The organism is Paenibacillus sp. WLX2291, assembly GCF_046603665.1.
Taxonomy (GTDB): Bacteria; Bacillota; Bacilli; order Paenibacillales; family Paenibacillaceae; genus Saccharibacillus.
Map to the genome: position 1 here is coordinate 467,405 of NZ_CP176755.1, position 24,714 is coordinate 492,118.

The following is a 24,714-nucleotide window of genomic DNA, read 5'->3' on the forward strand; positions in this document are numbered from 1 at the left end:
GCGGGAAGGAAACAATATGAGTGAAATCTGGCTGGAGACGATCGGCACCATCTTCGAGATTCTCGGCTATATTATTATGGTTTACGTTGTCGTTGTCAGCCTGGTCTATGTAGTATTATTTTTCATCGCAGCGATCAAGCTGAATCGGGAAAAGGATGTCAACGAAGCTCAATACGAGCAGGTGCTACAGGAAGAGTTAGCGCCGCCGTTGTCGATTATTGTCCCTGCCTACAATGAAGAATTGAATATCGTCTGGAGTGTACGCTCCCTGCTCGGTATCAACTACAAGCAATTTGAAGTCGTGGTTGTCAATGACGGCTCCAAAGACCGGACAGCACAGGAATTGATCGAAGAATTCAACATGGTCGAGATCAAAAGCCGGGTACGCTGGTCAGGGCTAGGCAAACCGACGCAACCGATCCGCGGCATTTACCGTTCCCTTCAGCACAACAATCTGGTGCTGGTCGACAAAGAAAACGGTGGGAAAGCAGATGCACTGAATGTCGGCATCAACGTATGTCAGTATCCGTATTTTGCTTCCTTGGACGGCGATACGGTGCTTGACCAGGATGCTTTTATCAAAGTAATGAAGCCGATCATGGATGCCGGTCCGAATGAAGAGATTGTAGCGACCGGTGGTAGTGTCGGTATCGCCAACGGCAGTTATGTGGATAGCGGCTATCTAAGCCGTGATAGCGTACGATTGTCCAACAAGCCGCTGGTCGTGATGCAGGTTATCGAATACTTGCGCGCCTTCCTGATGGGGCGCATCGGACTCAGTCGTTACAATCTGCTGCTGATCGTATCCGGTGCATTTGGTATTTTCAAAAAAAGCTGGGTGATCGAGGTCGGTGGCTACGATGTGAACACGATCGGTGAAGATATGGAGCTGGTCGTACGTCTACACCGACGGATTCAGGAGAAGAAGAGCAAAGCACAGATCGTCTACGTGCCCGATCCGGTCTGCTGGACGGAAGCACCGGAGCAAGCCAAAATTTTGCGTCGTCAGCGGACGCGCTGGCATCGCGGTCTGTTTGAAAGTCTATGGAAAAACCGCAAGATGCTACTCAACCCGCGTTACGGCAAAATTGGCATGATTTCCATGCCATACTTCCTGTTCGTCGAGCTGCTCGGCCCTGCGGTGGAGCTAGCGGGGATCATTACAGTTATTACTGGATTGTTTCTGGATACGATTGATATTCGGATTACGATCATTCTCGCGTTCTTAATGCTGCTATATGGCTCGCTGCTGTCGATGGGCGCAGTATTATTCGAAGAATGGTGCTTCAAGCGTTATAACCGGGTATCCGATCTGACGCGGCTGTTCTTCTACGCGTTGTCCGAGACGCTCTGGTATCGTCCGATGATGACATTCTGGCGCTTCGAAGGTCTGGTGCGCATCGCCGCTCGCAAAAAGCACGTCTGGGGCGATATGGCACGCGGCGGTGTAATGAACTCCAAGAAAACCGATAGCGGGGCGAGCGGAGGCAATCCATGAAAATAATCAAAGCATGGACGTTCTGGCTCATTCCCGTCCTATTGGTCGCTCTTGCCGTAACGCCATGGATCTGGTGGGAAATAAAGCCGGATCAGACATTACAGGTGACGATTCTGGACAAGACCGTTGCAAACGACTCGTACCGTGAACATAAAGGTCTTGTCTGGCTGCTCAATCAGCAGAAGTATGTCAAAGCAGATGGACAGCCTTACGATTATACGAAAGATTATTATGGCTTTTTCCCGCAGGCGGATGGCAAGTACACCACGACCGAGCTGCCTGAACAGATGAAAGGCACAGATATGATCTATCTGGCGGACACCTATGGTGTAGAGAAGGCTGAGTATCAGGGTACTAACGCTGGAGATGAGGATAGCTCTGCTGGTACAGGCGATCTGTCACAAGGCATGTTGTACGGTGGTCTGACAGATACCGATGTACAGCGGATCAAAGCGGGTGTTGAAGGCGGTGGTGTGAAAACGTTGATCGCCGAATTCAACAGTCTGGCAACACCAACGAAGCAAAGTGTGCGTAAGCAGATCTATCCGCTGCTTGGAGTGGAATGGACAGGTTGGACAGGGCGTTATTTTAGCGATCTGACGCGCGGCGGTGAAGTGCCAGCGTTTCTGAGTGGCAACGGCAGTGATGCCAACCAGTGGCCGTATACGGGACCGGGGATTGTACTCGTTCATGAAGATGGTCGCGTCGTTGTACTGCAAGAAGGCAAGCAGATCGGTACCGAAGGGGTACAGACGATCCTGACCACACAAGGGAAGGCACTGTTGGGACTGGACGATACGGTGCGCTATAACTACTGGTTTGATATTATGAAGCCGGCAGCAGGCACGGAAGTGCTGGCAACGTATGATCTTGGTCTGACCGAAGATGGACGTACCAAGATGCAGGAAGCTGGTATTGATGGTTCATTCCCGGCGATTATCCAGCAGCAGCATGACAGCTACGTATCCTACTATTTTGCAGGCGATTATGCGGATCATGATCAGTATCCGTTCTGGCGTCGTTATGAAGGTTGGGAGACGGTAAAACGGTGGTTTACATTTGACCGACCGAACAGTGAAGACGCATTTTACTGGCATATTTATGTGCCATTGATGAAGGCAATTCTGGCGCAAACGGCTGGAAGTAAATGATTCAGAAAAGGAAGTCGCGACTCTGCCGAAAGTAGCATTTCGGCGGTAGTGGCGGCTTTTTTGCGCCTTTGTTTGGATTTACTACAGGCATGTTCTGTGATAATATCGCACTAATACATATAACAACCGAGAAGATATGAACAACCGGCAACGCGACCGATGCGTTCTGCCGGTCATTCCTTTGATGTATCATTCGTAGCTTGGGCAGCAGCGTGTTGTTCGTCACGTCAAAACGTACAGAGGAGGATGATCTATGGACCACGTCGATCAATGTATTTTGCTTCATCTTCAACAGCACGGGCGCATTTCTATGACTGATCTGGGCAAGGAAGTGGGGTTATCGCAGCCAGCGGTGACGGAGCGGGTACGTCGGATGGAGGAGAGCGGCATTATCCAGCAATATCGCGCCATCATTTCCCCAGAGAAAATTGGACATCAATCTACTGCTTATTATCTATTTCATACGAGCGACGGACTAAACTTTGTGGAGTTCTGCCAGCAGACGGTGGAGATTGCCGAATGCCACCGGACGAGCGGCGAATACAATTATTTGCTCAAGGTCATCACTTCATCGATCCGTGAACTGGAGGATTTCGAAAATCGAATTAGTGCGTATGGAGATTATACGACGCTGATCGTGCTGTCTTCGCCGATTGATCATAAGCCGCTATCACCGAAGATTTTGGAGGAGAAGCGTCCCGTATAATAGTGATGTGCAGTCCTATATTTATGCGTTCAAGACGGCTATATTGCGCGTCTCCAATGAAGTGATACGGATTTATACTACTTCAATCGAAACAACCAGATTGCATACTACACCATAGCTGAACATAACAAAAAGACCCGCAATGTCTACGGCATCAATATGCCTGAGCAATGACGGGTCTTTAACGATTGCTTATTTGCCCATGATTCGCAATAAGCAGCTATACAAGCAATATTACATAAAATAAGGCAGAGCGAACGCACCGTACGCAAACGCCGCCAGAATAACAAAAGCCGGGTGAATCTTGCGAATTTGCATCGCCCAGAAAGCAACAGCAGCGATAATGAGCGATTGCCATAGTCCGATGGAGGTATACGATTCCTGCGCTAGCTGCCACGTCAGAATGAGCATCAGCACCGCAATAACAGGCTGTACGAGCAATGTCAGCCCTTTGACCACAGGCGAGGTACGGTACTTTTGCAGCAGCTTCAGCAGTACGATCATCGCTACTGCCGACGGAATGACCGTAGCGCCCAGCGCGATCAGCATACCTGGAATACCAGCTACATCAAAGCCGACAAATGCAGCGATCTTAGTAGCAATCGGTCCCGGTAGCGTATTACCCAGAGCCAGTACATTGGAAAATTGCGTATCGTTCAACCAGTGATAATGGGTGACGATCTCGTTATACATTAACGGAATGGAAGCAGGTCCACCGCCGTAACCAAGCACGTTAGCAAGGAAGAATCCCCATAGCAGACGCAGCCATTCCAGCCAGTCGATTACAAGCCCCTTGATTATCATCGTCATCATACTGCACCTCCGCTGCCGGAACGGCGGCTTTTGAGCCAGCTAACGAATTTGAAGTGAAAGGCACCATACAACAGAAAGGCAGCGATCACGATAGCTGCATGCACATTCAGAATCTGCAACAGGATGAATACAATGATGAACAATACGATGCCAAGCGTCTTGCCTAGCCCTTTGACCGCCTTTTCGCCAAATTCGTACGCCATCACGCCCAGCATAACAGCGATCACTGGCACGACAGCAGCGATCATGCCCTGAATCATCTTCGACTGACTGAGGACAGCGACGGCAGATAGCAGCAGAATCATCGCTACAAAGGAAGGTACGATATGCGCCAGAATGGCGACGATGGCACCTAATGTACCTTTGCTACGATAACCGAGATAAGCCGCCATCTTGGTAGCAATCGGTCCCGGTAGGGCATTGCCCAGCGCCAGAATCTCACCGAATTCGTCATCGCTGATCCAGCGGTAACGAGTCACAGCTTCATAGCGGAATAGCGGCATAACCGACGGACCGCCGCCATAGCCGAGAATGCCGGTACGGATCATCGCCCAGCATAATTCGCCATAGGTTGCCTCGCGAAATGGCGGTGGTGATTCGCTACTGCTGGGAACAGCAGCGGGATTGGATGAATTGGATATGTTCATTGGATTAGAGCCTCATTCCCATCCGGCTTTTATAACGTGTAATCAGCACTTGGCAGTCCACGCTCATAATTCCCGGCATTGTGTATAGTTTGTCTTTCAAAAACGTCTCCATCTCATGGTTGTCGCGGAACAGTCCATGCATATGCAGCTTACTTGGTCCGGTCATATGGTACAGACTGGTCACTACCGGTTCTTCGGCAAGCATATCTGCCGTTTCATGCAGATGCTTCGGCTCCACTTCTACATTGAAAAAGGCAGATACAGCAATACCGATCTTCGCCGGATTGATCACAGCGGCAAAACGCTCAATAATTCCGTTCTCGATCAGCGTATGTACACGCGCCTGCACAGCAACGCGGGACAGACCGATATCCTTAGCAAGATCAGTATAGGATATGCGTCCGTTCTGGTTTAAAATAGCAATAATCCGTCGATCGGTATCATCAATATCGACTGGCAGCATGTCATCGGACGGCTGAGAAGGATGCATCGTGAATCACTCCTTATATTTTCGTATATTATGTCAGCCATATGTGATTTTCGCTTTCTTTTCGACTGCAAAATAATACTTTTCATTACAATATGAATAAATATATAATGATAAATAATTGATTTCAATAGAAAATGTATTTTGTTTGCCAGGGAGGAACCATCATGACGCAGAATTGGAACGCATTTGTAAATGAAGAGTGGACGCTATCTCATCATTCGGCAAAAGGACAGCTATCTGGTTTGACGTTTGGGGTAAAGGATGTATTCGCGCTGGAAGGTTACACATCCAGTGCAGGGAATCCAGATTGGCTGCGCACACATAGTCCAGCAGAACAGACTGCGCCAGCGATCCGCAAGCTGCTGGAAGCGGGAGCGGAGCTGCGTGGAACGACGCATACCGATGAATTGATGTACAGCCTGAACGGGCAAAATGTACACTACGGCACGCCGGTCAATCCGCAGGCGCCTGATCGTATTCCCGGCGGCTCATCGAGCGGTTCCGCGGTAGCTGTGTCCGCTGGGTTGCGTGACTTTGCGATCGGGACAGATACTGGCGGTTCGGTGCGTATCCCGTCGTCGTACTGCGGCATTTATGGCATTCGTCCGACTCATGGACTGGTAGACATTCACGGTGTGATTCCACTGGCGCAAGGATTTGATACAGTAGGCTGGATGGCGAACAGTGCGGATGTACTGTACAGAGTAGGTCAGGCGTTGTTGCAGGATGTAGCAGCAGCTGCACAGCCGCATTCTGGCGACTCTTTTGATATCGTGTATTGGCCGCAAGAGGCGTGGGCAGGAGCAGAAGCGGAGACGAGCGAACTGCTGCGTCAGGTGGCGGAGCGTCTACTATCTGGTGCTTCTTCTCAGGAAGGGGCTGTAAAACAAGAGCAGATCGCTATCGCGCCAGAAGGGCTAGCAGCATGGATGACCGCGTTCCGTACAGTGCAGGGCATCGAGATCTGGGAGCAACATCAGCAGTGGATTGAAGAGGTACAGCCAACCTTCGCCGACGATATCGCTGGTCGCTTCCAATGGGCATCCACGTTGCAGCGGGAACAGAGTGGCGAAGCATTCGCGCTGATGAATGAGGTACGTGACCGATTGCATCAACTGCTCGGTAACAACGGACTGCTGATTTTGCCCACAGCTACCGGGCCGGCACCGGCTGTCCATATTGAAGGTGAAGCCAATGAACAGCGTCGTTCACGCACGATGCAGTTGTCCTGCATCGCGGGTCTGTCCGGCTTGCCGCAGGTGAGCATTCCGGCTGGATTGATTGAGGGCGCACCGGTTGGTTTGTCCGTGATTGCTGGTCCGGGACAGGATTTGCGATTGCTGGACTGGGTTCGTCAGACTTCACAAGCGTTAACGCTACGTTAAAAGATCAGATGACCGGATAATTACAGTTGACACTCCATTTGTACGCTTATATAATCACAGTGGAAACGATATTTGATTACTAAAAATAAGCTTTCTACCTGTTCCGTATAGTTTCATACTTTTGATCGAGGAGTGTTCTAGATGTCCAACGTGGTTAAACCAGAAACAATTCAAGTAATTGAAGACCGTCATTCGGTAAAAGTATACGAAAAAGGGTATGTGATTCCACAGGACGATATGGATACGATCCTGTCCGCAGCCAATGCTGCTCCATCTGCATGGAATCTGCAACACTGGAAATTCCTTGTGATCGACGATGAAGCGAAAAAGCAAGAACTGCTGCCTATCGCATACAATCAATCGCAAGTAGCAGAAAGCTCGTTTACCGTAGCGGTACTGGGCGATCTGGAAGCGAACAAAAACGCAGCTATCGTCTATGATGCACTGGTAGAAGCTGGCGGCATGACACAGGAAATCCGCGATACGCTCGTAGGTCAGATCAATGGCGCTTACCAGAACCCGGATGTAGCGCGCAATAGCGCACTGTCCAATGCTTCTCTGGCAGCGATGAACCTGATGCTGGCAGCACGCGCACTTGGTTATGACACTTGTCCAATGGGCGGATTTAACGCAGCGACATTCGTGGAGCACTTCAACGTGCCTGAGCGTTATGTTCCGGTTATGCTGATCACTGTAGGGAAAGCAGCGAAGCCTGCTTACGCATCCGGTCGTTTCCCCCTGACTGAAGCTGTCGTTAAAAACTCGTTCTAAATTGTAGTTCCTTTGTTATTCTCTCTATTCGTCCATCCGATGGACAGTAGATTGCATACGTCGTACAGACCGGTGTCATCCGACACCGGTTTTTTTGCGGCATGTATCGGTAATATCTGTCGAAAATGGTGTTTGGTAGATGATGTACCATTCCTTTACACGTTACATTTGCGCATGCTATGATTCAATGCATCGTTATCCGTATAGTATAAAGTTTCTTTGGTACATCTATGAAATAATAGTGTTGATTTGCCGTATTATATAGTATAGTTGCTGAATTATGTTGACTGAGACGTAGCGTGAATAATATGTCTTTTATTGAATATGATGTAGAAAACCATTGATAAACTGCCACATTGGCATATATGAAAGGCTTACTATGATGCTTATTTTGATTAATAATCTGACTATGGTTACAGCTTTTTTGTTTTTTACGAACTTGCTGTTGAATCGGTTCAAAGAGAAGTTCCCGCGTTATCATGCAGCGTATCCCTATCTGGCGGGCTTATTGCATGGTGTGCTTGGAATCGGGCTGATGCTGTTAAGCAGTGGGGCACCCGGTGGATTTCATCTGGATATGCGTGCGCTGGCGATTGTGAGTGCAGTGTACATGGCTGGGCGGTTTGCGGGCGGTATCGCGTTAGTCTGCATTTTGCTTGGTCGCTTCCTTTTATTGGATATTAATAATTTGGCGGGATTGCTGGCGGGTACAACGATGGTGGCGACTACATATGTACTGTCGGCGTTGCTGTTTACGTATTCGCATCGCAAGTCATTCCGCCGTTGGTTGGGTATTATCGCAGGTGGTATGCTGATGCCGTGTGTTGTTGTTTATTTTGCCGTACCGAACAGTGGATTACTGAGTACGCTGATCGTTATGCTCAGTTATTTTGCAGGCGGGGTATTCACGTATTTGCTGCTCACTTATCTGAGTCGTTCCAACCGTTCTCTACATTTGCTCAAAGAAAAGGCGAGTCGGGATCATCTGACAGGGCTGTACAACTCGCGTGCCTTTGAATCGATTATGGAGCAGAAGCTGCAACGTGCTGGACAGACGCGGGAACCGTTCTCATTATTGATGATCGATATTGATTATTTCAAATCGATTAATGATACGTATGGACATGGTGCCGGGGATACGGTGCTCTCTATATTTGGTGAATTGCTGATGGATTTTGTGCGTTCGTCTGATCAGTGTGCCCGCAAAGGTGGAGAAGAATTTGTCGTACTGCTCAATCATTGCCGATTTGATCAAGCGCAGCATATGGCAGAGCATTTGAGAAAGTTGGTAGAACAGCACGCCTTTCCGCTGTTGAATGGCAAACAGCTGCATATTACAATCTCGATCGGCATCGCGACCTTTCCGGCTACCGATGCGCATATGTTGTTGGAACAAGCGGATCAGGCATTGTATCGTGCCAAGCGTGAAGGACGTAATCGGGTATGCTCTATGTAAACGGATCAGGATGTGTCACGACACAGGTAGACGCCTGATCCGTTTGTTATGATGATATATACATAATTAGCAGATGGTGTTATTTTGACAATTCCGACTGGAAAGAATGATAATGGAACAGATCAATCATTCCGCTCTGGGAGGTGAACCGAAGCTTGCGCTGGCAGGCTTTGGAATAGATATGAATAGTAATGAACAGATCGAAGTGCTTCATTTGGAAGTGACTATGGGTGGTCATGCGGCCGTACTGCATCCGTTTGTCATTTATGAAGAGGGGCGTGCTTATCTATTTGATACGGGGATACCGGGCAGTTATGACAAGTTGAATGCATTGCTCCAACCAGATTATCCGGTAGCCGGAGTGATTCTGACGCATCAGGATATCGACCATGTGGGTACGTTGCCACAATGGATCGCCGCAGGTGGTGGCGAACTGAACGTGTACGCGCATGAAGGGGATCGTAAGGTGATTGACGGCACTGCTCCTTTTCTAAAAGCTACACCGGAGCGACTCAACATGATGCTGTCCTCGCTCACACCGGAGACTGCCCAGCAGTTCCGCGCGGTCTTCTCCGCAGATACACCGCCGAACGTTACTGATGTGCTGCAAGACGGCGATGTGTTAGCACTGGCTGGTGGTCTGCAAGTCATTCACACACCGGGACATACACCCGGTCATATCAGTCTGTATCATCCGGGCAGCAAGACGCTGTTTACTGGCGATGCGATGGCGGTGAATGACGGGCAGCTGGACGGACCAGTGCCGAATTTCACTCCAGATTATCCGTTGGCATTGCAATCGTTGCAAGCCTTTCTGGAGCTGGATATCGACAAGGTCGTCTGCTATCATGGCGGAGCATTCCACGGCGATATTCATGGACGTATTCGTGAGCTGGTAGCTTCTTCGTGACTTCTTCCATCCGCTGGAGAAGTTGGGGCAGCACGCTGCTGTGCGCCCTGATCGGCGGTGTATTGTTCAGCCTGCTGCATTTGCCGGTGCCGTGGTTGCTCGGTCCGATGATCGGTGTATTCATTGGTTCACGACTGTTAAAGAGCTGGCAGCCGTCATGGCCTGCCGCCGCGAAAAATGCCGGTATTATGATCGTCGGTTATTCGATAGGGTTATCGCTGACGGTATCAACATTAGGGCAAATCGGTCAGCAATTGCCATCGATGATTACATTGACGCTGTTGCTGCTGTTATTCTCTATGTTGATCGCGTATGTATTGTCCCGCTGGACAGGCATTCCATTTCAAACGATGCTGATTGGCAGCATTCCGGGTGGGCTTAGTCAGGTCATTGTGCTGGCAGAGGAACAGAAGGGCATCGATATTACAGTAGTGACCTTTTTGCAGGTGTCGCGGTTGATGATGATCGTTATCTTCGTTCCACTGCTTGTGTTCAGCCCATTGTTTGGCGTGGATGCGGATGCCGTATCGGGCACAGTAGTACGCTCGTCGGGGAGTTGGAGCGCGTTGTTCCCCGCTATTCTTCCATTTCTGATTCTTTGCCCGCTGGCAGCATGGATAGGCAAAAAAGTTCGCTTCCCGACTGCATATTTGCTAGTGCCGATGATCATGACCTTTGTGCTGCAACTGATCGGTCTGCACGGTCCGGCGTTGCCTGTTGCTGTGCTGGATGTGGCACAGCTGCTAATCGGTAGTTCGGTCGGTCTGATGCTGCATCCTGAGCAATTGCAGCGTAAGCGGCGCATGATTCTGTTGGCGCTGGGCAGTGGCGTCTTGCTGATTGTCTTCGCCTGCATCATGACACTGGTGCTGATGAAATGGCACGGTGTCTCTGCTGCAACAGGTCTGCTGAGTATGGCACCGGGCGGTATGGATCAAATGGGCATTATCGCGCATGAAGTACATGCCGATATCGCAACCGTGAGTTGCTACCAGCTATTTCGTACAATGCTGATCTTTATCGGTATCCCACCACTGGTGCGGCTACTGTTCAGTCGCATGAATAAAGACGATGCAGCCGAATCGTCACGCTAGTCCGATTTGGCTGTAATGGTTGTGGCTGACTGGATGACAAATACGTGCTCTGCTGATTCAGGAACGGATGGATTCGGTATTAAATAGAGAGTGTGCCTGTTCACTGAACAGGCTTTTTCTATAGCCGATCCGCATAATATTGCGTTGTGCAGGTGTAGATGCCTTTTTAATGACATCGCCTGTCGCGATTGACGTGCTATACCATCATAGTTGCAGAGAGGGGAATCATCATGTCGGTAATCGATCATCAGGTATGGCTTTATATCGGTACATATGCCGAGACACAAGAAGCAGGAATTCATGTAGCAGTAATGAATCAGAATACAGGTGAGCTGAAGCTCGTTTCCCATGTGAAAGGGGTAGAGAATCCGTCCTATCTGGCATTGTCAGAGGATGCGACGCATCTGTATGCTGCCAGCGAAAAGGACGAGGGCGAAGTGCTGGCATATTCTATCGATAGTGAACACGCCTTGCATCTGCTGGATCGCAAGCCAACTGGCGGTGGAGCGCCATGTTATGTGCAATTGACAACAGACGGTCGGTATTTACTGGCTGCGAACTATACCGGCGCGAATGCCAGCTCGTTTCCTGTAAACGAAGACGGCAGTCTGGGCGACCGTAGCGGCAATGTGCAGCATGAGGGGAAAGGGACTCACCCTGAACGTCAGGATGCCGCGCATACGCATTCTATCGTGCCATCGCTGGATGGTAGCATCGCCTACGTATCTGATCTGGGACAGGATATCGTAGCTGCGTATCATTTGGGCGAAGATGGCAGTCTCGCCGAAGCTGGTAGCACGTCGCTGCCTCCAGCCGCAGGCCCGCGTCATCTGGTCTTTCATCCAAATGGTCAGCTAGCATATGGGATCAATGAACTGGATAGCACAGTGACTGCTTACTTCCGCAACGTAGAAACTGGCGTATTGGAGATTCTGAATACTGTATCCACACTGCCAAAAGACTTCGATGAAGAGAATACTGGCGGCGATATTCGCTTATCGTTGTGCGGTCGTTATGTGTATGCGTCCAATCGCGGGCATGATAGCATCGTGCAGTATGCTATCGATCAGGAAGCAGGAACGGTATCGGTAGTGGAGTGGGTACATGTCAAAGGCAGAACGCCCCGCAACTTTGCTGTCGTACCGGGCGGATACGTACTCGTCTGCAACCAGGATTCCGGCAATATCGTGCAGTTTGCTGCCGATCCAGAGACTGGTCGTTTAACTCCAACGGGTCACGAACTGACTGTAGATCGTCCCGTATGTCTGATGGCGGATATGAACGAAGTGGAAGATTGATACACTGGATATACATGATCTTTGGTACAAGGAGCTGACTCGTGAGGAGTCAGCTTCTTTTGTATTATCTTTTATAAAAAGAATTGCTGGTGTGTTGGATAATAGACAATCCTTCAAGAAATCAAATACAACAAAAACAGCCTGTAACCCATTTTTTGGGCACAGGCTGTATTCGATACTGTAAACTATACAATCTGTACATCATAGCACTGCATAGTAGTTATTCTTCTTTCGCTCAATCAAGCGCTACAGTGTAGATTATTTGTACTCGCCCGCATATGGACGCTCCTTGCGCTTTGGCTCCTGAGTGAATCGATATCCGACTGCAAAGACCAATACCTGAACAATCAGTACATACGGTGCCACTGCCAAGCCGAACAGATGTAGCAATCCAAGCCCTGCGATCACGAGTGCGTTGATCACAAATGACGTCCGGCGCCCGCTTTCTCTAAATTGTGCACTAAGCACACCGTACAACAACAGCAGTGCACCCGTTAGCGAAATCAACCGCAGTAATACGAAGAAAGGCGCCGGTGGGCCCACCAGTTGCGCTATATGTATCGCCTGCAAACTGTGCACTAGCAGCGCACCTTCTAGCAGCAACACTACGAGCGGCAGCAGGGGACGCAGCGTTAGCCAGAACAACAATCCCCAGTGCGGCTGTTCGCCACGTGCCAGCAATTGTTTGCGTTCGCGGGTCAGACGGCTAATATTCATCTCCAATGTGCGATAGAGCAGCAGCATTGCCTGTCGATTTTGCATATCCAGATAGCGGTCGATGCGCTCGACCAGCTCATGATCTGCATACGGTGCAGCTTTGCAGGCAAGTACGATTTCAGCGGTTAATGCTACTTCGCTGCGGTCGGATGCTGATACGGGGGAAGCAACACCAGTGGCACTAACTACCGGATACAGATGTCCGGCTGCCCGGGTAAAATGATTCAAACTGACTTCGATCCGGCGCATCCGTTCGCGGTCGGTTCGCTTGCGCTGTGCGGCGGAGAATCCATACACCGCCGCCAGCAAAGCCAGCATGGCGACACTCGACCAGATCCATCCGATCTGGTCGTATTGCCACATGCTTGATTGCCATGCGTCCACCTTGTTCACTCCTTTTACAACCATTGGTCGCTTTCCAGCTTGCTGATACCACTATTGCACAACCATGCCGCTGATTCAACACCTTGTTGTTCTAGCGAATGATCTTACCTATTGTTGAAGCGTATGATCCAAGCAGACAATGGACGCTGGAAGAAGCCGATATTGCTACAGCAACGTGAGGAAATCCCTGTTCGTCCGATTAGTAACGACGATTATATTGATCGTATGGTGGCTGATGAACCGACGTGCCGCGCATCGTTACCGCAACCGATTCGAGCAGCAGCACAATTGCCGTAATCGTATGCATAATCCAGCCAACAACCGGAATCCAAGCGATCGCTGACGTCACAATACCGATCGCATTACCAAACGGCGAGCGACGTGCACGAATAGCCAGCACCAGCGTAATCAGATGCAGGATAAAAGCGATAAATAGCGGTCCGTACCCGTAGCTAATGACGAAGGTTCCACCAATCAACGGGATCGCCATCAATGCCTCCAGAGCGAACGTCAACCATTTCATAACAGGCAACGCATTATTGTACATGTATACTGCACTTCCTTTCGATAGGGAATGAGTTGAGACTGCATAGACAGGCTTACATTATAGTATTAAACGAAAAAAAGCATTTTGCGTTTCTTTCTGCTGATTGTTTAGATAATCAGTTGTCAGTTTTGGGTGAAATACTGGTATACTGGGATATGGACTGAAGTCATTGATGATGGACGCACGTACTTCGATATACACGTATAGATAGCATACTCAAGCCGGGACGACGATAATCTGCATAACCATCAGGCAGGAAAAAAGGAGGAATCCGTATGGCGTACAATAGCCGTTTTGCCGTAGCGATACACACACTGTCACTGCTCGACTCTACTGAAGGCCGGATTACTTCGGAAATGATTGCGGGCAGCGTCAATACGAACCCGGTCGTGATTCGCCGCATGATCAGCTTGCTGACCAAAGCAGGCATTTTGCGGACACAACCTGGTGTTGCCGGAGCACAGCTGACCCGTCCAGCGGGCGAGATTACGCTGCTGCACATTTACCGTGCGGTACAGAGCGAGAATCGGGATGAGCTGTTTGCGATTCATGATACCCCGAATCTGAATTGCGATATCGGACGCAATATCCAGCAGGAATTGGAGCAGGTATTCGCCAGAGCGCAGCGTGCGATGGAGCATGAGCTGGAGCAGATCACACTGCGTCAGGTGACGACCGATCTGCAACAGATGGAAGAAGTCCGTCAAGCGATCGGTCAGCAGAACTGAATCAGTTCCGGCTGTACCGGGTATGTAAGGACAGAACCTCAAGTCAGGTACTGTCATGACGGAAAGGATGGATAGAGGATGAAAATTATTATTATTGGCGCCAGCGGTATGATCGGTCAGCGCCTTGTACAGGAAGGGCTGCGTCGTCGTTATGAAGTGACCGCAGCTGGACGCGACTTGTCCAAATTTGATCAACAGCAGGAGCAGCTGCATCTGGTACGTGTCAATGTACTTGATCCGGCAAGTGTCGAAGCAGCAGTGTCCGGGCATGATGTCGTGATCAGCGCCTTTGGACCACAATTTGGCAATGAGGAAGAACTGCCGGAAGCCGCGCGCTGCATTAGTGCAGGTGTAAAAAACGCGGGCATTCAGCGCCTCGTCATTGTTGGCGGTGCGGGCAGTCTGGAAGTGGAACCGGGTGTACGTCTGATGGATACCGCCGATTTCCCCGAAGAGATCAAACCGCTGGCACAGGCGCACGCGGAAGCGTATGAAGTGTATCGTCAGAGCGGTCTGGAATGGACATATGTGAGTCCGGCAAGCTGGATTGAACCGGGCAAGCGTACCGGCAACTTCCGTATCGGTACGTCTCGTCTAATCACCGATGATGACGGTGCAAGCCGCATCTCTGCCGAGGACTATGCAGCAGCGTTGTTCGATGAAGTGGAAGATCCGCAGTTTGTACAGGATCGCTTTACCGTAGCGTATTGAACAGATGTGAAAGTATCCAAGTGATGAACTATCAAGCAATGCGATATGAAGTCACTGAATTGAGATATAAAGTCACTGGATAGAAACAAGGTAACCTCAAGACACTGCCCTTTTCGGCGGTGTCTTTTATTTTACCCATTGGATCAGAAAGGAAAGGATACGAATACGGTTAATAGAACAGTAGAGTTTGGCAAGAACAGAGTGATAGTATGCAGCTCAATCATATACGGAAAAGGGGCTTTTTTATGTATATCGTTACCGCAGAGCAAATGCGCAATCTGGATCAGCATACGATAGAGCAACTGGGCATTCCGGCAATGTCCTTGATGGAAAGTGCAGGTAAAGCCATCGCCGAGGAAGTGATGACATGGATCGGTGGTAAGCAGCAGGAGCAGGCAGATGTGCCATCTGGACCTTCACTGAAACGGCGTAGTGGCATCCGCAGCGATGAACACGTCATCCCGCATCGTCAGCATCAACACTGGCTCATACTGATTGGCAAAGGCAATAATGGCGGCGATGGACTGGTGGCGGCACGTTATTTACAAGATGCGGGAATCAAGGTCACACTGCTGTATGCAACCGAGCCGTCAGAGCTTGGCGGCGATGCTGCATTACAGCGGGATGCGGCGCAGCACTCTGGTATTCCTCATATCGTCTGGAATGACAGCTGGAATCTGCCATCTGATGGACAAGGTGACGATGAACAGCATGCTAACAATGCCCAATCTTCTTCTGCTGAATCGGCATCACCGCAGACTCAGTGGCAACCTTACACCGGGATTATCGACTGTCTGCTTGGCACTGGCAGCAAGGGCGAACCACGCGAACCGTACGCATCAATCATCCGTTCTGCCAATCACAGTGGCAAGGATATTATCGCCGCCGACATTCCGAGCGGCTTGAACGCCGATACGGGCGAAGTGGCGGAGCATTGTATTCAGGCAAAAGTAACGGTCTGTCTCGCTTTTCTAAAACAGGGCTTAACCCAGTATCCGGGTGCAGGCAATGCAGGCGATGTAATCGTACGCGCCATCGGCATTCCACGTAGCGTCGCACAGAATGCCAACATGCAAACACATCTCATTACAGACGATACACTGCGTCAAATATTGAAAATAGATACCGAACGTACTCGCGCTGTAGATGGTCACAAAGGCACGTACGGTCACGTTATGATCGTAGGTGGCAGTCTCAATATGAGTGGTGCAGGCTTGATGGCATCGCGCTCAGCGCTGCGTATTGGGAGCGGATTGGTCACATGGCTACTGCCAGAGCAGCTAATGAAGCATATGGTCGGTCATGTGCCAGAGCTGATGATGGCGCCAGTATCATCACACCCGGACGGACAATGGACTGCTGATACGGTAGCTACTATTTTGGAACAGGCAGACAAAGCCGATGTGCTGGCAATCGGTCCTGGTCTGGGACGATTTGATGGGGATGGAGATTGGCTTCGTCAGTTATGGGAGCAGAGCGAACAGCCGCTTGTCATCGACGCCGACGGTCTGAATATTCTCGCAGAAGCGGATGGGCTGAGCCAATGGTCTCGTCGCCAAGCACCTACTATTCTTACACCTCATCCTGGTGAAATGTCTCGTCTGGCAGGCATACCGACCAAGGAAGTCCAGCGCGATCGCATCGGTCTAGCACGCCAATTTGCGCAGGAGCATGGTGTCACGCTTGTACTCAAGGGCGCACGTACAGTGATTGCTTCGCCAGATGGTCGTGTATTCGTTAACACCACCGGGCATCCTGGTATGGCAACAGGTGGCTCTGGTGACGTCTTGACGGGCGTTATCTCCGGTCTGCTTGCACAGGGGCTGGATGGCACTCAGGCAGCGGCATTTGGCGTTCATCTGCACGGACATGCTGGCGATATCGCTGCCCTGTCACGCCCCGGCAATCCGGCTTCCTTGCTGGCAGGCGATATCATCGAGCATTTGTAATGTACAGTATAGGATACTGACCATATCGCATACTGCAAGGATCAACAGGGAATGCTATCGATATTCGGATATGAATCTAATTCGAAAATAAACCTGAAAAGCGGCTACCCTTCACATGCAGAGGGCAGCCGCTTTTCAGGTTATTGCAATGTTGGAGCATATAAATCATCTTTTGGAGTAGATGAATGATCCACATATATTTCCACCAGCATCATATTGATGCCGGATACAACAGTGATTAAATTTTGAATGTATTGACCGAATCTTGCAAATGTTCAGCCAATTGTGCCAGTGTTTGTGAGGAGGTGGCAGTCTGTTCGCACGCCGAAGCTACTTCTTCGCTAGCGGCGGCAATTTCATTGACCGAATTGACCACTTCGGACGATTGCGCACTCTGTTCTTCACTGGCTGCGGCGATGCCATTAATTTTCAGTGACGAGTCATTAATGCGACCCATAATATCGTTAAATGCTTCGCTCGTATTCACTGAATGCTCGGTGTTCAGCTCGGCAGAGTTCAAACTTTGCTGCATATTTTTCTGCATGGAGCGGATAATGCCGGTGATTTCCTTAGTCGCAGTTCCGCTGCGTTCTGCCAGTTTGCGTACTTCGTCGGCAACAACAGCAAAGCCTTGACCTTGCTCACCAGCGCGTGCTGCTTCGATCGCAGCATTTAGCGCCAGCAGATTCGTCTGATTGGCGATATCGTCGATGACTTCGATAATGTCACCGATCTGATTGGAATCCAGCTCCAGCTTGCGCATTTGGGCACTCATCAGCTGCATACCATCAGCAGACTGGTTGACCAGCGCACTGCCTTTGCGCGCTTTTTCTACGGTACGGTCGGCAATTTCGGCGGCTTCTTCGGCACTGTGTGCTACGTCATCAATAGCGGTCGACATATCGCGGAACAGCTGGGCAATGGAGTGGGCAGATTGGGATTGGTTCGCACTATTGCTGGCAATCTCTTGTGTGCTGGCAGAGATTTGCTCAGAGGTAGCGGCTACATTTTGGGCAGAATCGATAATGCTGGATACCAGCTTGTTAAGACGAGTGGACATATCATTCGCAGCGGCAGCCAGCTGACCGATCTCATCGCGTCCGGTCAATGGGGAGCGCTGACGCAGATCACCCGCAGCTACATCTTTGAGCAGCGCAGCAATTTGCTTGAGCGGACGGCTGATCATGCGGGCGATTACAGTACCGAGTATGATTGAGAAGGCAAAGCCAACCACAATCCAGATCATCGTCCACAGACGAGAGTTGTTAAATGTCGTATTGGCAGACTGATTGGCGGCACTTGCCTGCTGTACATTCAATTCGTTCAATTTGGCAATGCTGGCGTACATATCCGTGCCGGCAGGGACAACACTTTCTTTGACAAAGTTTTGGAAGGCGGTGGCGGAAGACGTTTGTGCCAGTTGGATCGCTTGGTTATATACTTGCTGATACGTCGTCCACAGTTGTTCAAAATTTTGCAGCTCGGTTTGTTCTTCGTTCGACAGCGGAGTACTGCGATAGCCTGTAATGCCTGCATTGACTTCTTCGATCAGACCGGGCACTGTATCCAGCACGGTTTGCTTATCTTGCGTGGTGGAGCTAAGGGCGATATCGCGCGAAGCGACACGCATTTTTTGCAAAGCAAGTTCGGCGTCGGACAGATGCTGCATGGAAACCAGATTATTGTTATACAGGTTATCTACGCTACCTTTGATCCGATCCAGATTGATCATGCTATACAGACCGACAGCGGCAACGATAAGGGATACTAGAATAAAAGCAGTGATCAGCTTGGTAAACGTCTTGAAATTACCGGCAATTCGCATAATATTCACTCCATTTGGTGTAGTGTCATGCTTGGCTAAAGCTATGTAATTCACAAAATCAAATTACAAGATGCCAGATGCGTGTGCGTAACGTTCAGGCTATGGATGAGGGAGAAATGGACGATATAAGTAGCAATCGTCAAGCGAGAGGAGTAGAGCTGGAAATAAACATTTACATATTACTATTTCGTCACTTTATTCAAAAAAATAATATTAAATCCATAATTTTGAAAAAATATTATATGTATCCTAAATGGATGTGCAGATAAATTGATATGGAATATAACAAAAAGGCAGCCTCCGTAGAGACTGCCCATTCGTACTTGCCACAAATCGTGAATCGTAATACACGACCTATGCCTTGTCTATAAGATTAGAAGCTTATGGTGTTACAGGTCTTCTTTGATCTCTTGCTTCACTTCTTTGACTGCGTTGTCTTCTGCCGGAATCTCACGCTTGCTGGACAAGAACCAGCCCGCAGCAGCGATGGCAACCAGAACAACGTAGAAGCTGAACTTCCAGATTTTATTTTCAGGGAAGTGTTCCGAAATGACTGCCAGTGATGGGTGAGCCAGCGTAATCACCGCGAGCTTCACACCGACCCAGCCGACGATAACGAATGCGGCGATCTCCAGACCCGGACGTTCCTGCAACAGCTTCACGAAGAACGAAGCGGCGAAACGCATGATGATCAGACCGATCAAACCACCCAAGAAGATAACGATAAACTGACCGCCATCCAAACCGCCGATTGGCGGCAAACCACTTGCAGGCAATGCCACAGCCAGCGCGACCGCTGCCAGAATGGAGTCAACCGCAAACGCGATATCGGCAACTTCCACTTTGAAGACCGTCATCCAGAAACCGGATTGCTTCTTCGGATTGGCAGCTGGCCCTTTGTCATCAGCCGCTTCATCCGTCTTCGGCTTGGCGAATACATGCCGGACGATATGGTTGATGGAAATGTACAACAGATAAAGGGCACCAATCGCCTGCACCTGCCATACGTCAACGAGGAACGAGATAATAAACAGGGAAGCAAAGCGGAACACGAATGCCCCGAACAATCCGTAGAACAATGCCTTTTTGCGTTGCTCATCTGGTAAGTGCTTAACCATAATCGCCAGTACGAGCGCGTTATCGGCAGCGAGCAAACCCTCCAGCGCGACCAGTACGAGCAGTACCCAGCCATACTCTAACAATAATGCTGCATCCATAAGACTCCTCCTAAAAATAAATTGTTGTTAACGGCCACTAGCAGCCTCTATATAAAAAGAGACCTTTACCACAAAGGTAAAGGTCTCCCAAGAGATAGCGAGTCTTCACCAATTTTGTGGTAAAGGTCTCGCTAACAATGAAGTTCAGGTTTCTGATCCATTGCCAAGCAAAGCCGGGGTTATTCACCCGTAATGACGACGTTGCCTGTACAGCTACTCCCCTTTAACAGGAATAGGTTTATGAAATTAGTGTACGGTTTGAAGTGTTACTGAGTATATATAACACCGGATTGTCGTGATTGAAGCAGCTTATTGACTACTTTGATCAAATCATATGCAATTTAATCGCATAAGTCAATGTTTTGTGCAATAAAATTTTGAAAAAGTAGAAAATATTGCTTGTGATTATCTTTTTATTAAGTGGCGTGTCGACCGATTGATATCACAATCGTACCGGATGATTCCACAGAATAACGTGCCGCCGATCTATACTCTGCTGCACATCGATCACTCGCTGATTGCTACTGCCACGGTAAGGCAGTGACACATCGCGTAGCGATTTCTCGAATCTTCCATCAATCAATACGTCGCATAGAGAGAGAAGTTTCAAATATTTTGGAGACTGTTGCAAAAAGATTTCTTCCCATGTAAATCCGCTATAGATCCAGATCGACAGTTGTGGCAATTGAGCGCGAACCTTCTCTACAAATCCCGCCACCTCATCCGCGGAAAAGAATGGATCACCACCTGCAATAGTCAACCCATCCAGCAGGGGATTGCGCGCCATGCCGTCGATCAATTCCTGTTGCAACGAAGCGGTAAAAGGTTCCCCGGCGGTAAATGACCATGTATGCGGACTGAAGCAGCCCGGACAGGCATGACGACAACCGCTAATAAATACGACTGCTCGCATACCGTGTCCTTCATTAATAGACTCTGGAATGTACCCGCAAATGTGCATACACATCAGCGGTGCTTGAGCCGATCGCGAACTTCCGCCTGCTTGGCAGGATTGAAGCGCGTCTGATAATCGCCCGTCAAATAACCGGTCACCCGGCGTAGACGGGCGATATGCACCTGCTGCTCCGATTCACCGCAAGATGGGCAATGGGAGCCGATGATCCCTTCATACCCACAGGCAGTGCAGCGATCTACCGGATGATTAATGCTAAAATAACTGATCTGCTGTGACAGCGCATATTGCACAATTCGCGCCAGCGCTGCATGATTTTGCCGGGCGTTGCCATCCAGCTCGATATATGAGATAGCACCAGCATTGCACAGCTCATGAAACGGAGCTTCCAGCCGGATTTTGTCAGCAGCTTGAATATTGTGGTAGACCGGAATATGAAACGAGTTGGTGTAATATTCCCGATCAGTCACTCCTGCGATGCTGCCATACCGTTCACGGTCGATAGCGACGAATTTGCCGGATAATCCTTCTGCTGGTGTTGCCATCAGTGAGAAGTTTAGATTGTGCTGCTCACTCAGCTGATCGCACACGTTGCGCATATGACGAATAACTTGCAGAGCTTTGGCATGGACGCGATCATCTGCGCCATGATGCACACCATACAGAGCATACATACATTCCGCCAGCCCGATAAAGCCGATGGATAGCGTACCATGCTTGATCAAATCGCCGACCCTATCATCCGGGGCGAGTTCATTGCCACCTTCCCAGACGCCTTCTCGCATCATAAAGTCAGATGCTTTGGCAGGTTGTACCGCTTGAATGCGGAATCGATGCAACAGCCCTTCCGCCGCCAATTGCATACATTCATCCAGCGCTTGGTAAAAGCCCTGTTCATCCGCCTGATCTTGATCCATCATCCCGTAATCCAGTCCCAGCTTTACCAGATTGATCGTATTGAAGGATAAATTGCCTTTACCAGATAGATGATTCCGTCCAAATCGGTCAGCCACGACGCGGGTGCGACAGCCCATAGTGGCAAACTCCGTATCAGGATCGCCTTCTATGAGATGTTCGCAGTTCAGCGGCGCATCCAAATTAGCAAAGTTCGGATACAATCGGCGCGACGTGCAATCGATCGCTTTTAGAAATAGATCATAATTAGGATCACCAGGCTGCTGGTTCACACCCTGCTTACATTTGAAGATTTGGATCGGGAAAATAGGCGTCTCGCCATTGCCCAGCCCATGTACTGTCGCCGCCAGTAGGCTTTCCACGACCAGTCGACCTTCCGGTGACGTACATGTCCCATAGTTGATACTTGTAAATGGAATCTGTCCACCACCTCGACTCGACATCGTATTCAGATTGTGAACGAGACTCTCCGCCGCTTGAAACGTCTCATTGCGCGTCTCTTCCATTGCATATCGGTACGCCAGCGGATAGCTTAGCGCCAATTCACTGTCATTCATATGTGTGCAGGCGATCATCTGCTCCATCTCAGCAACCGAATGCTCGTCTCCAACAGAACATGTCGTTGTTGGCTGTTCGTTGTGCTCGGTATGTAGCGATGCCGTGGCAGTGACTGGATGCAGATCGGCATTACGTGCGGCGATCCATTCACCGAGATAACGCAGCCCTTTGCGCAGATGCTTGCGGAATGAGCGAGTAACGTACGGTGCCAGATCGTAATCGAGCTTGTTGGCAGCGACTCCGCCGTATTGCGAATTTTGCTGACATTGGAAAATAATCGCCACCTGTGCCATCGCTGTCATAATCGAATTGGGCGTACGCAGACTGCCGTTGCCACTGCTAAAGCCTTCGCGCAGCAACCGTTCAAACGGGATGAAAATACAGTTAGTCGTACCAAGCGCATAATGATCCAGATCATGAATATAGATCCGGTTCTGCTCGACCGCTTCGGCGATAGGGGGTGGCAGAATACGCTCTTTGGTGTAATATTTGGAATATTCGCTGCCGAGACGGCTCATTTTGCCGGAAAAGCTGTCTCCATTCAAATTGGCATTCTCGCGTGTGGATTCATGCTCACCATACATAATATGCTCGCCCATCTCCATAATAGGGTGCTGCTTATGCTCTGACGGTGTGATGCTAAAGGGAAGGAAATTCTCGTCCGAATGGTCTGAATTCAACAGATGTGCAGGGTTCATCATCGACCGATGAATAGTCATAGGTGTAGATCATCCTTTCCGTGTATCAAATGGTAGTGCGTTTGTAGTCAGCTCATTCCGACGAATGCTGGCATACAGACGGTATACATACTAAAAAAACGACGGTACACTTGCGTTACAGGTCGTTTGAAACGTGCTACAGTACAATAAAAAATCGTTAACTATATTCTATATGTAGGTGTGTTGTCTATGATATGACACAATATATTGACAAAAAAGTAAAAATGGGCGTGTCTCATTATGTTGCATGAACGTAAGGACGAGCAGCGTATCGCCTGGTAGTAGGGTTGGATTTTGGGTAAAACAGGAATAGAATACAATCACATGCGGGAATAGAGGAGGAGTTCAAGATGGCAATTGCAGAAGTGACCGTGATTCCGGTCGGTACAGGTAGTACGAGCTTGAGTTCATATGTGGCGCAGATGCAACGGGTATTGGATCAGCAGCAGGGCATTCAGATTCAACTGACACCGATGAGTACCATTATCGAAGGCGATATTGCAGATGTATTCAAAGCGATTCAGGCGCTACATGAAAGTCCGTTTGAACAAGGAGCGGGTAGAGTGTCTACAGCGGTCAAAATCGATGATCGGCGCGATCATCCAACTTCGGCACAGTACAAAATCGATTCTGTACGCAATAAATTGGAACATTCTGGTCATTCTTGAGCAAAAAAAGGCATAAAATCAGAAAATTAATAACTTTTTTAGGTTGAGTTCATAAAGTTTTAAGATAAAGTAGCTATAGTTAACGCATACCCCTTTTGAATATATAAACAGATTGAACGCCATGGACTGCGACCGTGGCGTTCTTTTTTGCCCAATATTATAAAGGAAGATACCTAAAATGATAAAATTAATGTTTCTTTAAGGTTATTATCAGGTTTTTTTAAGATGCATCCGTTATGATGTCTGTAATAACCCCTTTTGAATTACTATATTTTTAGACCTCATCAGCTGCGAATGATGGGGTCTCTTTTTTGTCCTTTTTTAGGGGGAGTGCGGGGATGGAGTTTTGTGCGGACATCACTTCGGAAAGGAATAAGGGAACGTCCTCCGGTGGAGCCGCAGGAATCTACGGATTGTGTAGTTACTTGTAGATTCCCGCCCCTCCAAAGTCGTCCTTTTCCCTTATTTCCTTGCCTTCGTTATGTGCGGGTGCAAACTTTATTCTTGTTGCATCATTATAAAAATGTACTTTTAGAGGGGGGGATGGGAAGGTTGTTTAAGATACATAACATAGGTGTGTGGTTTGAAAGGATGGATTAAAGTGATTAGGTGGTTGCTTCCTTTTTTGTTTGGAGAGGAAGTGG

At 49.2% G+C, this 24,714-nt stretch carries 22 protein-coding genes; 13 read left to right on the plus strand and 9 right to left on the minus strand.

Translation table 11 applies throughout. The annotated features are described in order from the left end of the window. Window positions 1-16 precede the first annotated feature (16 nt). The 3 genes from ACDE64_RS01930 (at window position 17) to ACDE64_RS01940 (ending at window position 3,355) form a co-directional block, all read left to right on the plus strand. Window positions 17-1,498, plus strand: a complete 1,482-nt coding sequence (locus ACDE64_RS01930) for a glycosyltransferase (RefSeq protein ID WP_411344885.1) — start codon at window positions 17-19, stop codon at window positions 1,496-1,498. After that, window positions 1,495-2,649: a hypothetical protein gene (locus tag ACDE64_RS01935; RefSeq protein ID WP_411348830.1), complete on the plus strand. Its 1,155-nt coding sequence runs from the start codon at window positions 1,495-1,497 to the stop codon at window positions 2,647-2,649. The genes ACDE64_RS01930 and ACDE64_RS01935 overlap by 4 nt, the downstream gene beginning before the upstream one ends. Before the next feature lie 253 nt (window positions 2,650-2,902). Beyond that, on the plus strand, window positions 2,903-3,355 hold the full coding sequence (locus tag ACDE64_RS01940) for an Lrp/AsnC family transcriptional regulator (protein WP_411348831.1): 453 nt from the start codon (window positions 2,903-2,905) through the stop codon (window positions 3,353-3,355). A 234-nt stretch (window positions 3,356-3,589) separates the two neighbouring features. Here ACDE64_RS01940 and ACDE64_RS01945 read toward each other — a convergent pair whose 3' ends face one another. Genes ACDE64_RS01945 through ACDE64_RS01955 form a run of 3 tightly spaced genes read right to left on the minus strand, consistent with a single transcriptional unit; the run spans window position 3,590 to window position 5,305 of the window. Beyond that, window positions 3,590-4,168 carry a chromate transporter gene (locus ACDE64_RS01945; protein WP_411348832.1) on the minus strand — a complete coding sequence of 193 codons (579 nt, stop codon included), beginning with the start codon at window positions 4,166-4,168 and terminating at the stop codon, window positions 3,590-3,592. Continuing rightward, a complete protein-coding gene (locus ACDE64_RS01950; RefSeq protein WP_411344889.1) occupies window positions 4,165-4,815 on the minus strand; it encodes a chromate transporter in 651 nt (216 codons plus the stop codon). The genes ACDE64_RS01945 and ACDE64_RS01950 overlap by 4 nt, the downstream gene beginning before the upstream one ends. 4 nt (window positions 4,816-4,819) lie before the next feature. Then, complete coding sequence (locus ACDE64_RS01955; RefSeq protein WP_411344890.1) at window positions 4,820-5,305, minus strand: Lrp/AsnC family transcriptional regulator; 486 nt, start codon at window positions 5,303-5,305, stop codon at window positions 4,820-4,822. 164 nt (window positions 5,306-5,469) lie between these two features. On the opposite strand from ACDE64_RS01955, the gene ACDE64_RS01960 reads away from it, so the two are divergent. From ACDE64_RS01960 to ACDE64_RS01985, 6 genes are all read left to right on the plus strand, one after another. After that, window positions 5,470-6,690 (plus strand): amidase, encoded by a 1,221-nt coding sequence (locus ACDE64_RS01960; RefSeq protein WP_411348833.1) that lies wholly within the window; start codon window positions 5,470-5,472, stop codon window positions 6,688-6,690. Between the two features lie 141 nt (window positions 6,691-6,831). Next, window positions 6,832-7,461, plus strand: coding sequence for a nitroreductase family protein (locus tag ACDE64_RS01965; RefSeq protein ID WP_411348834.1), 630 nt, complete (start codon window positions 6,832-6,834; stop codon window positions 7,459-7,461). Window positions 7,462-7,840: 379 nt separating this feature from the next. Further along, complete coding sequence (locus tag ACDE64_RS01970; RefSeq protein ID WP_411344893.1) at window positions 7,841-8,917, plus strand: GGDEF domain-containing protein; 1,077 nt, start codon at window positions 7,841-7,843, stop codon at window positions 8,915-8,917. A 112-nt stretch (window positions 8,918-9,029) separates the two neighbouring features. Next, on the plus strand, window positions 9,030-9,827 hold the full coding sequence (locus ACDE64_RS01975) for an MBL fold metallo-hydrolase (RefSeq protein WP_411348835.1): 798 nt from the start codon (window positions 9,030-9,032) through the stop codon (window positions 9,825-9,827). Further along, window positions 9,824-10,921, plus strand: coding sequence for an AbrB family transcriptional regulator (locus ACDE64_RS01980; RefSeq protein ID WP_411348837.1), 1,098 nt, complete (start codon window positions 9,824-9,826; stop codon window positions 10,919-10,921). The genes ACDE64_RS01975 and ACDE64_RS01980 overlap by 4 nt, the downstream gene beginning before the upstream one ends. Before the next feature lie 230 nt (window positions 10,922-11,151). Next, the gene (locus ACDE64_RS01985; protein ID WP_411348838.1) at window positions 11,152-12,219 is read left to right on the plus strand and encodes a lactonase family protein; all 1,068 of its coding nucleotides are present in this window, start codon (window positions 11,152-11,154) and stop codon (window positions 12,217-12,219) included. Between the two features lie 258 nt (window positions 12,220-12,477). On the opposite strand, the gene ACDE64_RS01990 is transcribed toward ACDE64_RS01985, so the two are convergent. Next, window positions 12,478-13,320: a hypothetical protein gene (locus ACDE64_RS01990; protein WP_411348839.1), complete on the minus strand. Its 843-nt coding sequence runs from the start codon at window positions 13,318-13,320 to the stop codon at window positions 12,478-12,480. Between the two features lie 199 nt (window positions 13,321-13,519). Then, on the minus strand, window positions 13,520-13,867 hold the full coding sequence (locus ACDE64_RS01995; RefSeq protein ID WP_411348840.1) for a hypothetical protein: 348 nt from the start codon (window positions 13,865-13,867) through the stop codon (window positions 13,520-13,522). A gap of 275 nt (window positions 13,868-14,142) precedes the next feature. Here ACDE64_RS01995 and ACDE64_RS02000 point away from each other — a divergent pair, with 275 nt between their 5' ends. The 3 genes from ACDE64_RS02000 to ACDE64_RS02010 all read left to right on the plus strand — a co-directional run bounded on the left by ACDE64_RS02000 (window position 14,143) and on the right by ACDE64_RS02010 (window position 17,255). Then, window positions 14,143-14,595: an Rrf2 family transcriptional regulator gene (locus ACDE64_RS02000; protein WP_411348841.1), complete on the plus strand. Its 453-nt coding sequence runs from the start codon at window positions 14,143-14,145 to the stop codon at window positions 14,593-14,595. Between the two features lie 78 nt (window positions 14,596-14,673). Continuing rightward, window positions 14,674-15,306: an NAD(P)-dependent oxidoreductase gene (locus tag ACDE64_RS02005; protein ID WP_411344900.1), complete on the plus strand. Its 633-nt coding sequence runs from the start codon at window positions 14,674-14,676 to the stop codon at window positions 15,304-15,306. 245 nt (window positions 15,307-15,551) lie between these two features. Beyond that, window positions 15,552-17,255, plus strand: a complete 1,704-nt coding sequence (locus ACDE64_RS02010; protein ID WP_411348842.1) for an NAD(P)H-hydrate dehydratase — start codon at window positions 15,552-15,554, stop codon at window positions 17,253-17,255. A gap of 238 nt (window positions 17,256-17,493) precedes the next feature. Here ACDE64_RS02010 and ACDE64_RS02015 read toward each other — a convergent pair whose 3' ends face one another. The 4 genes from ACDE64_RS02015 to ACDE64_RS02030 all read right to left on the minus strand — a co-directional run bounded on the left by ACDE64_RS02015 (window position 17,494) and on the right by ACDE64_RS02030 (window position 23,288). Then, a complete protein-coding gene (locus ACDE64_RS02015) occupies window positions 17,494-19,080 on the minus strand; it encodes a methyl-accepting chemotaxis protein (RefSeq protein WP_411348843.1) in 1,587 nt (528 codons plus the stop codon). A gap of 389 nt (window positions 19,081-19,469) precedes the next feature. Beyond that, window positions 19,470-20,297, minus strand: coding sequence for a TerC family protein (locus tag ACDE64_RS02020; RefSeq protein ID WP_411344903.1), 828 nt, complete (start codon window positions 20,295-20,297; stop codon window positions 19,470-19,472). Window positions 20,298-20,739: 442 nt separating this feature from the next. Beyond that, on the minus strand, window positions 20,740-21,258 hold the full coding sequence (gene nrdG, locus ACDE64_RS02025; protein ID WP_411350209.1) for an anaerobic ribonucleoside-triphosphate reductase activating protein: 519 nt from the start codon (window positions 21,256-21,258) through the stop codon (window positions 20,740-20,742). Between the two features lie 5 nt (window positions 21,259-21,263). Then, on the minus strand, window positions 21,264-23,288 hold the full coding sequence (locus ACDE64_RS02030) for an anaerobic ribonucleoside triphosphate reductase (protein ID WP_411350210.1): 2,025 nt from the start codon (window positions 23,286-23,288) through the stop codon (window positions 21,264-21,266). A gap of 464 nt (window positions 23,289-23,752) precedes the next feature. On the opposite strand from ACDE64_RS02030, the gene ACDE64_RS02035 reads away from it, so the two are divergent. Then, entirely contained in the window at window positions 23,753-24,070 is a 318-nt protein-coding gene (locus tag ACDE64_RS02035; RefSeq protein WP_411348844.1) for an MTH1187 family thiamine-binding protein, read from the plus strand. The last annotated feature ends 644 nt before the right edge of the window (window positions 24,071-24,714 follow it).

Bases quoted from the DNA above. Each gene is read 5' to 3' on its own strand.
- ACDE64_RS02030 (WP_411350210.1), bottom strand. From the start codon at position 23,288: ATGGAGATGGGCGAGCATATTATGTATGGTGAGCATGAATCCACACGC.
- ACDE64_RS01950 (WP_411344889.1), bottom strand. From the start codon at position 4,815: ATGAACATATCCAATTCATCCAATCCCGCTGCTGTTCCCAGCAGTAGC.
- ACDE64_RS02000 (WP_411348841.1), top strand. From the start codon at position 14,143: ATGGCGTACAATAGCCGTTTTGCCGTAGCGATACACACACTGTCACTG.
- ACDE64_RS01970 (WP_411344893.1), top strand. From the start codon at position 7,841: ATGATGCTTATTTTGATTAATAATCTGACTATGGTTACAGCTTTTTTG.
- ACDE64_RS01965 (WP_411348834.1), top strand. From the start codon at position 6,832: ATGTCCAACGTGGTTAAACCAGAAACAATTCAAGTAATTGAAGACCGT.
- ACDE64_RS01960 (WP_411348833.1), top strand. From the start codon at position 5,470: ATGACGCAGAATTGGAACGCATTTGTAAATGAAGAGTGGACGCTATCT.
- ACDE64_RS01985 (WP_411348838.1), top strand. From the start codon at position 11,152: ATGTCGGTAATCGATCATCAGGTATGGCTTTATATCGGTACATATGCC.
- ACDE64_RS02010 (WP_411348842.1), top strand. From the start codon at position 15,552: ATGTATATCGTTACCGCAGAGCAAATGCGCAATCTGGATCAGCATACG.
- ACDE64_RS01940 (WP_411348831.1), top strand. From the start codon at position 2,903: ATGGACCACGTCGATCAATGTATTTTGCTTCATCTTCAACAGCACGGG.
- nrdG (WP_411350209.1), bottom strand. From the start codon at position 21,258: ATGCACATTTGCGGGTACATTCCAGAGTCTATTAATGAAGGACACGGT.
- ACDE64_RS02005 (WP_411344900.1), top strand. From the start codon at position 14,674: ATGAAAATTATTATTATTGGCGCCAGCGGTATGATCGGTCAGCGCCTT.
- ACDE64_RS01955 (WP_411344890.1), bottom strand. From the start codon at position 5,305: ATGCATCCTTCTCAGCCGTCCGATGACATGCTGCCAGTCGATATTGAT.
- ACDE64_RS01945 (WP_411348832.1), bottom strand. From the start codon at position 4,168: ATGATGACGATGATAATCAAGGGGCTTGTAATCGACTGGCTGGAATGG.
- ACDE64_RS01975 (WP_411348835.1), top strand. From the start codon at position 9,030: ATGGAACAGATCAATCATTCCGCTCTGGGAGGTGAACCGAAGCTTGCG.
- ACDE64_RS02015 (WP_411348843.1), bottom strand. From the start codon at position 19,080: ATGCGAATTGCCGGTAATTTCAAGACGTTTACCAAGCTGATCACTGCT.
- ACDE64_RS02020 (WP_411344903.1), bottom strand. From the start codon at position 20,297: ATGGATGCAGCATTATTGTTAGAGTATGGCTGGGTACTGCTCGTACTG.
- ACDE64_RS01930 (WP_411344885.1), top strand. From the start codon at position 17: ATGAGTGAAATCTGGCTGGAGACGATCGGCACCATCTTCGAGATTCTC.
- ACDE64_RS01935 (WP_411348830.1), top strand. From the start codon at position 1,495: ATGAAAATAATCAAAGCATGGACGTTCTGGCTCATTCCCGTCCTATTG.
- ACDE64_RS02035 (WP_411348844.1), top strand. From the start codon at position 23,753: ATGGCAATTGCAGAAGTGACCGTGATTCCGGTCGGTACAGGTAGTACG.
- ACDE64_RS01995 (WP_411348840.1), bottom strand. From the start codon at position 13,867: ATGTACAATAATGCGTTGCCTGTTATGAAATGGTTGACGTTCGCTCTG.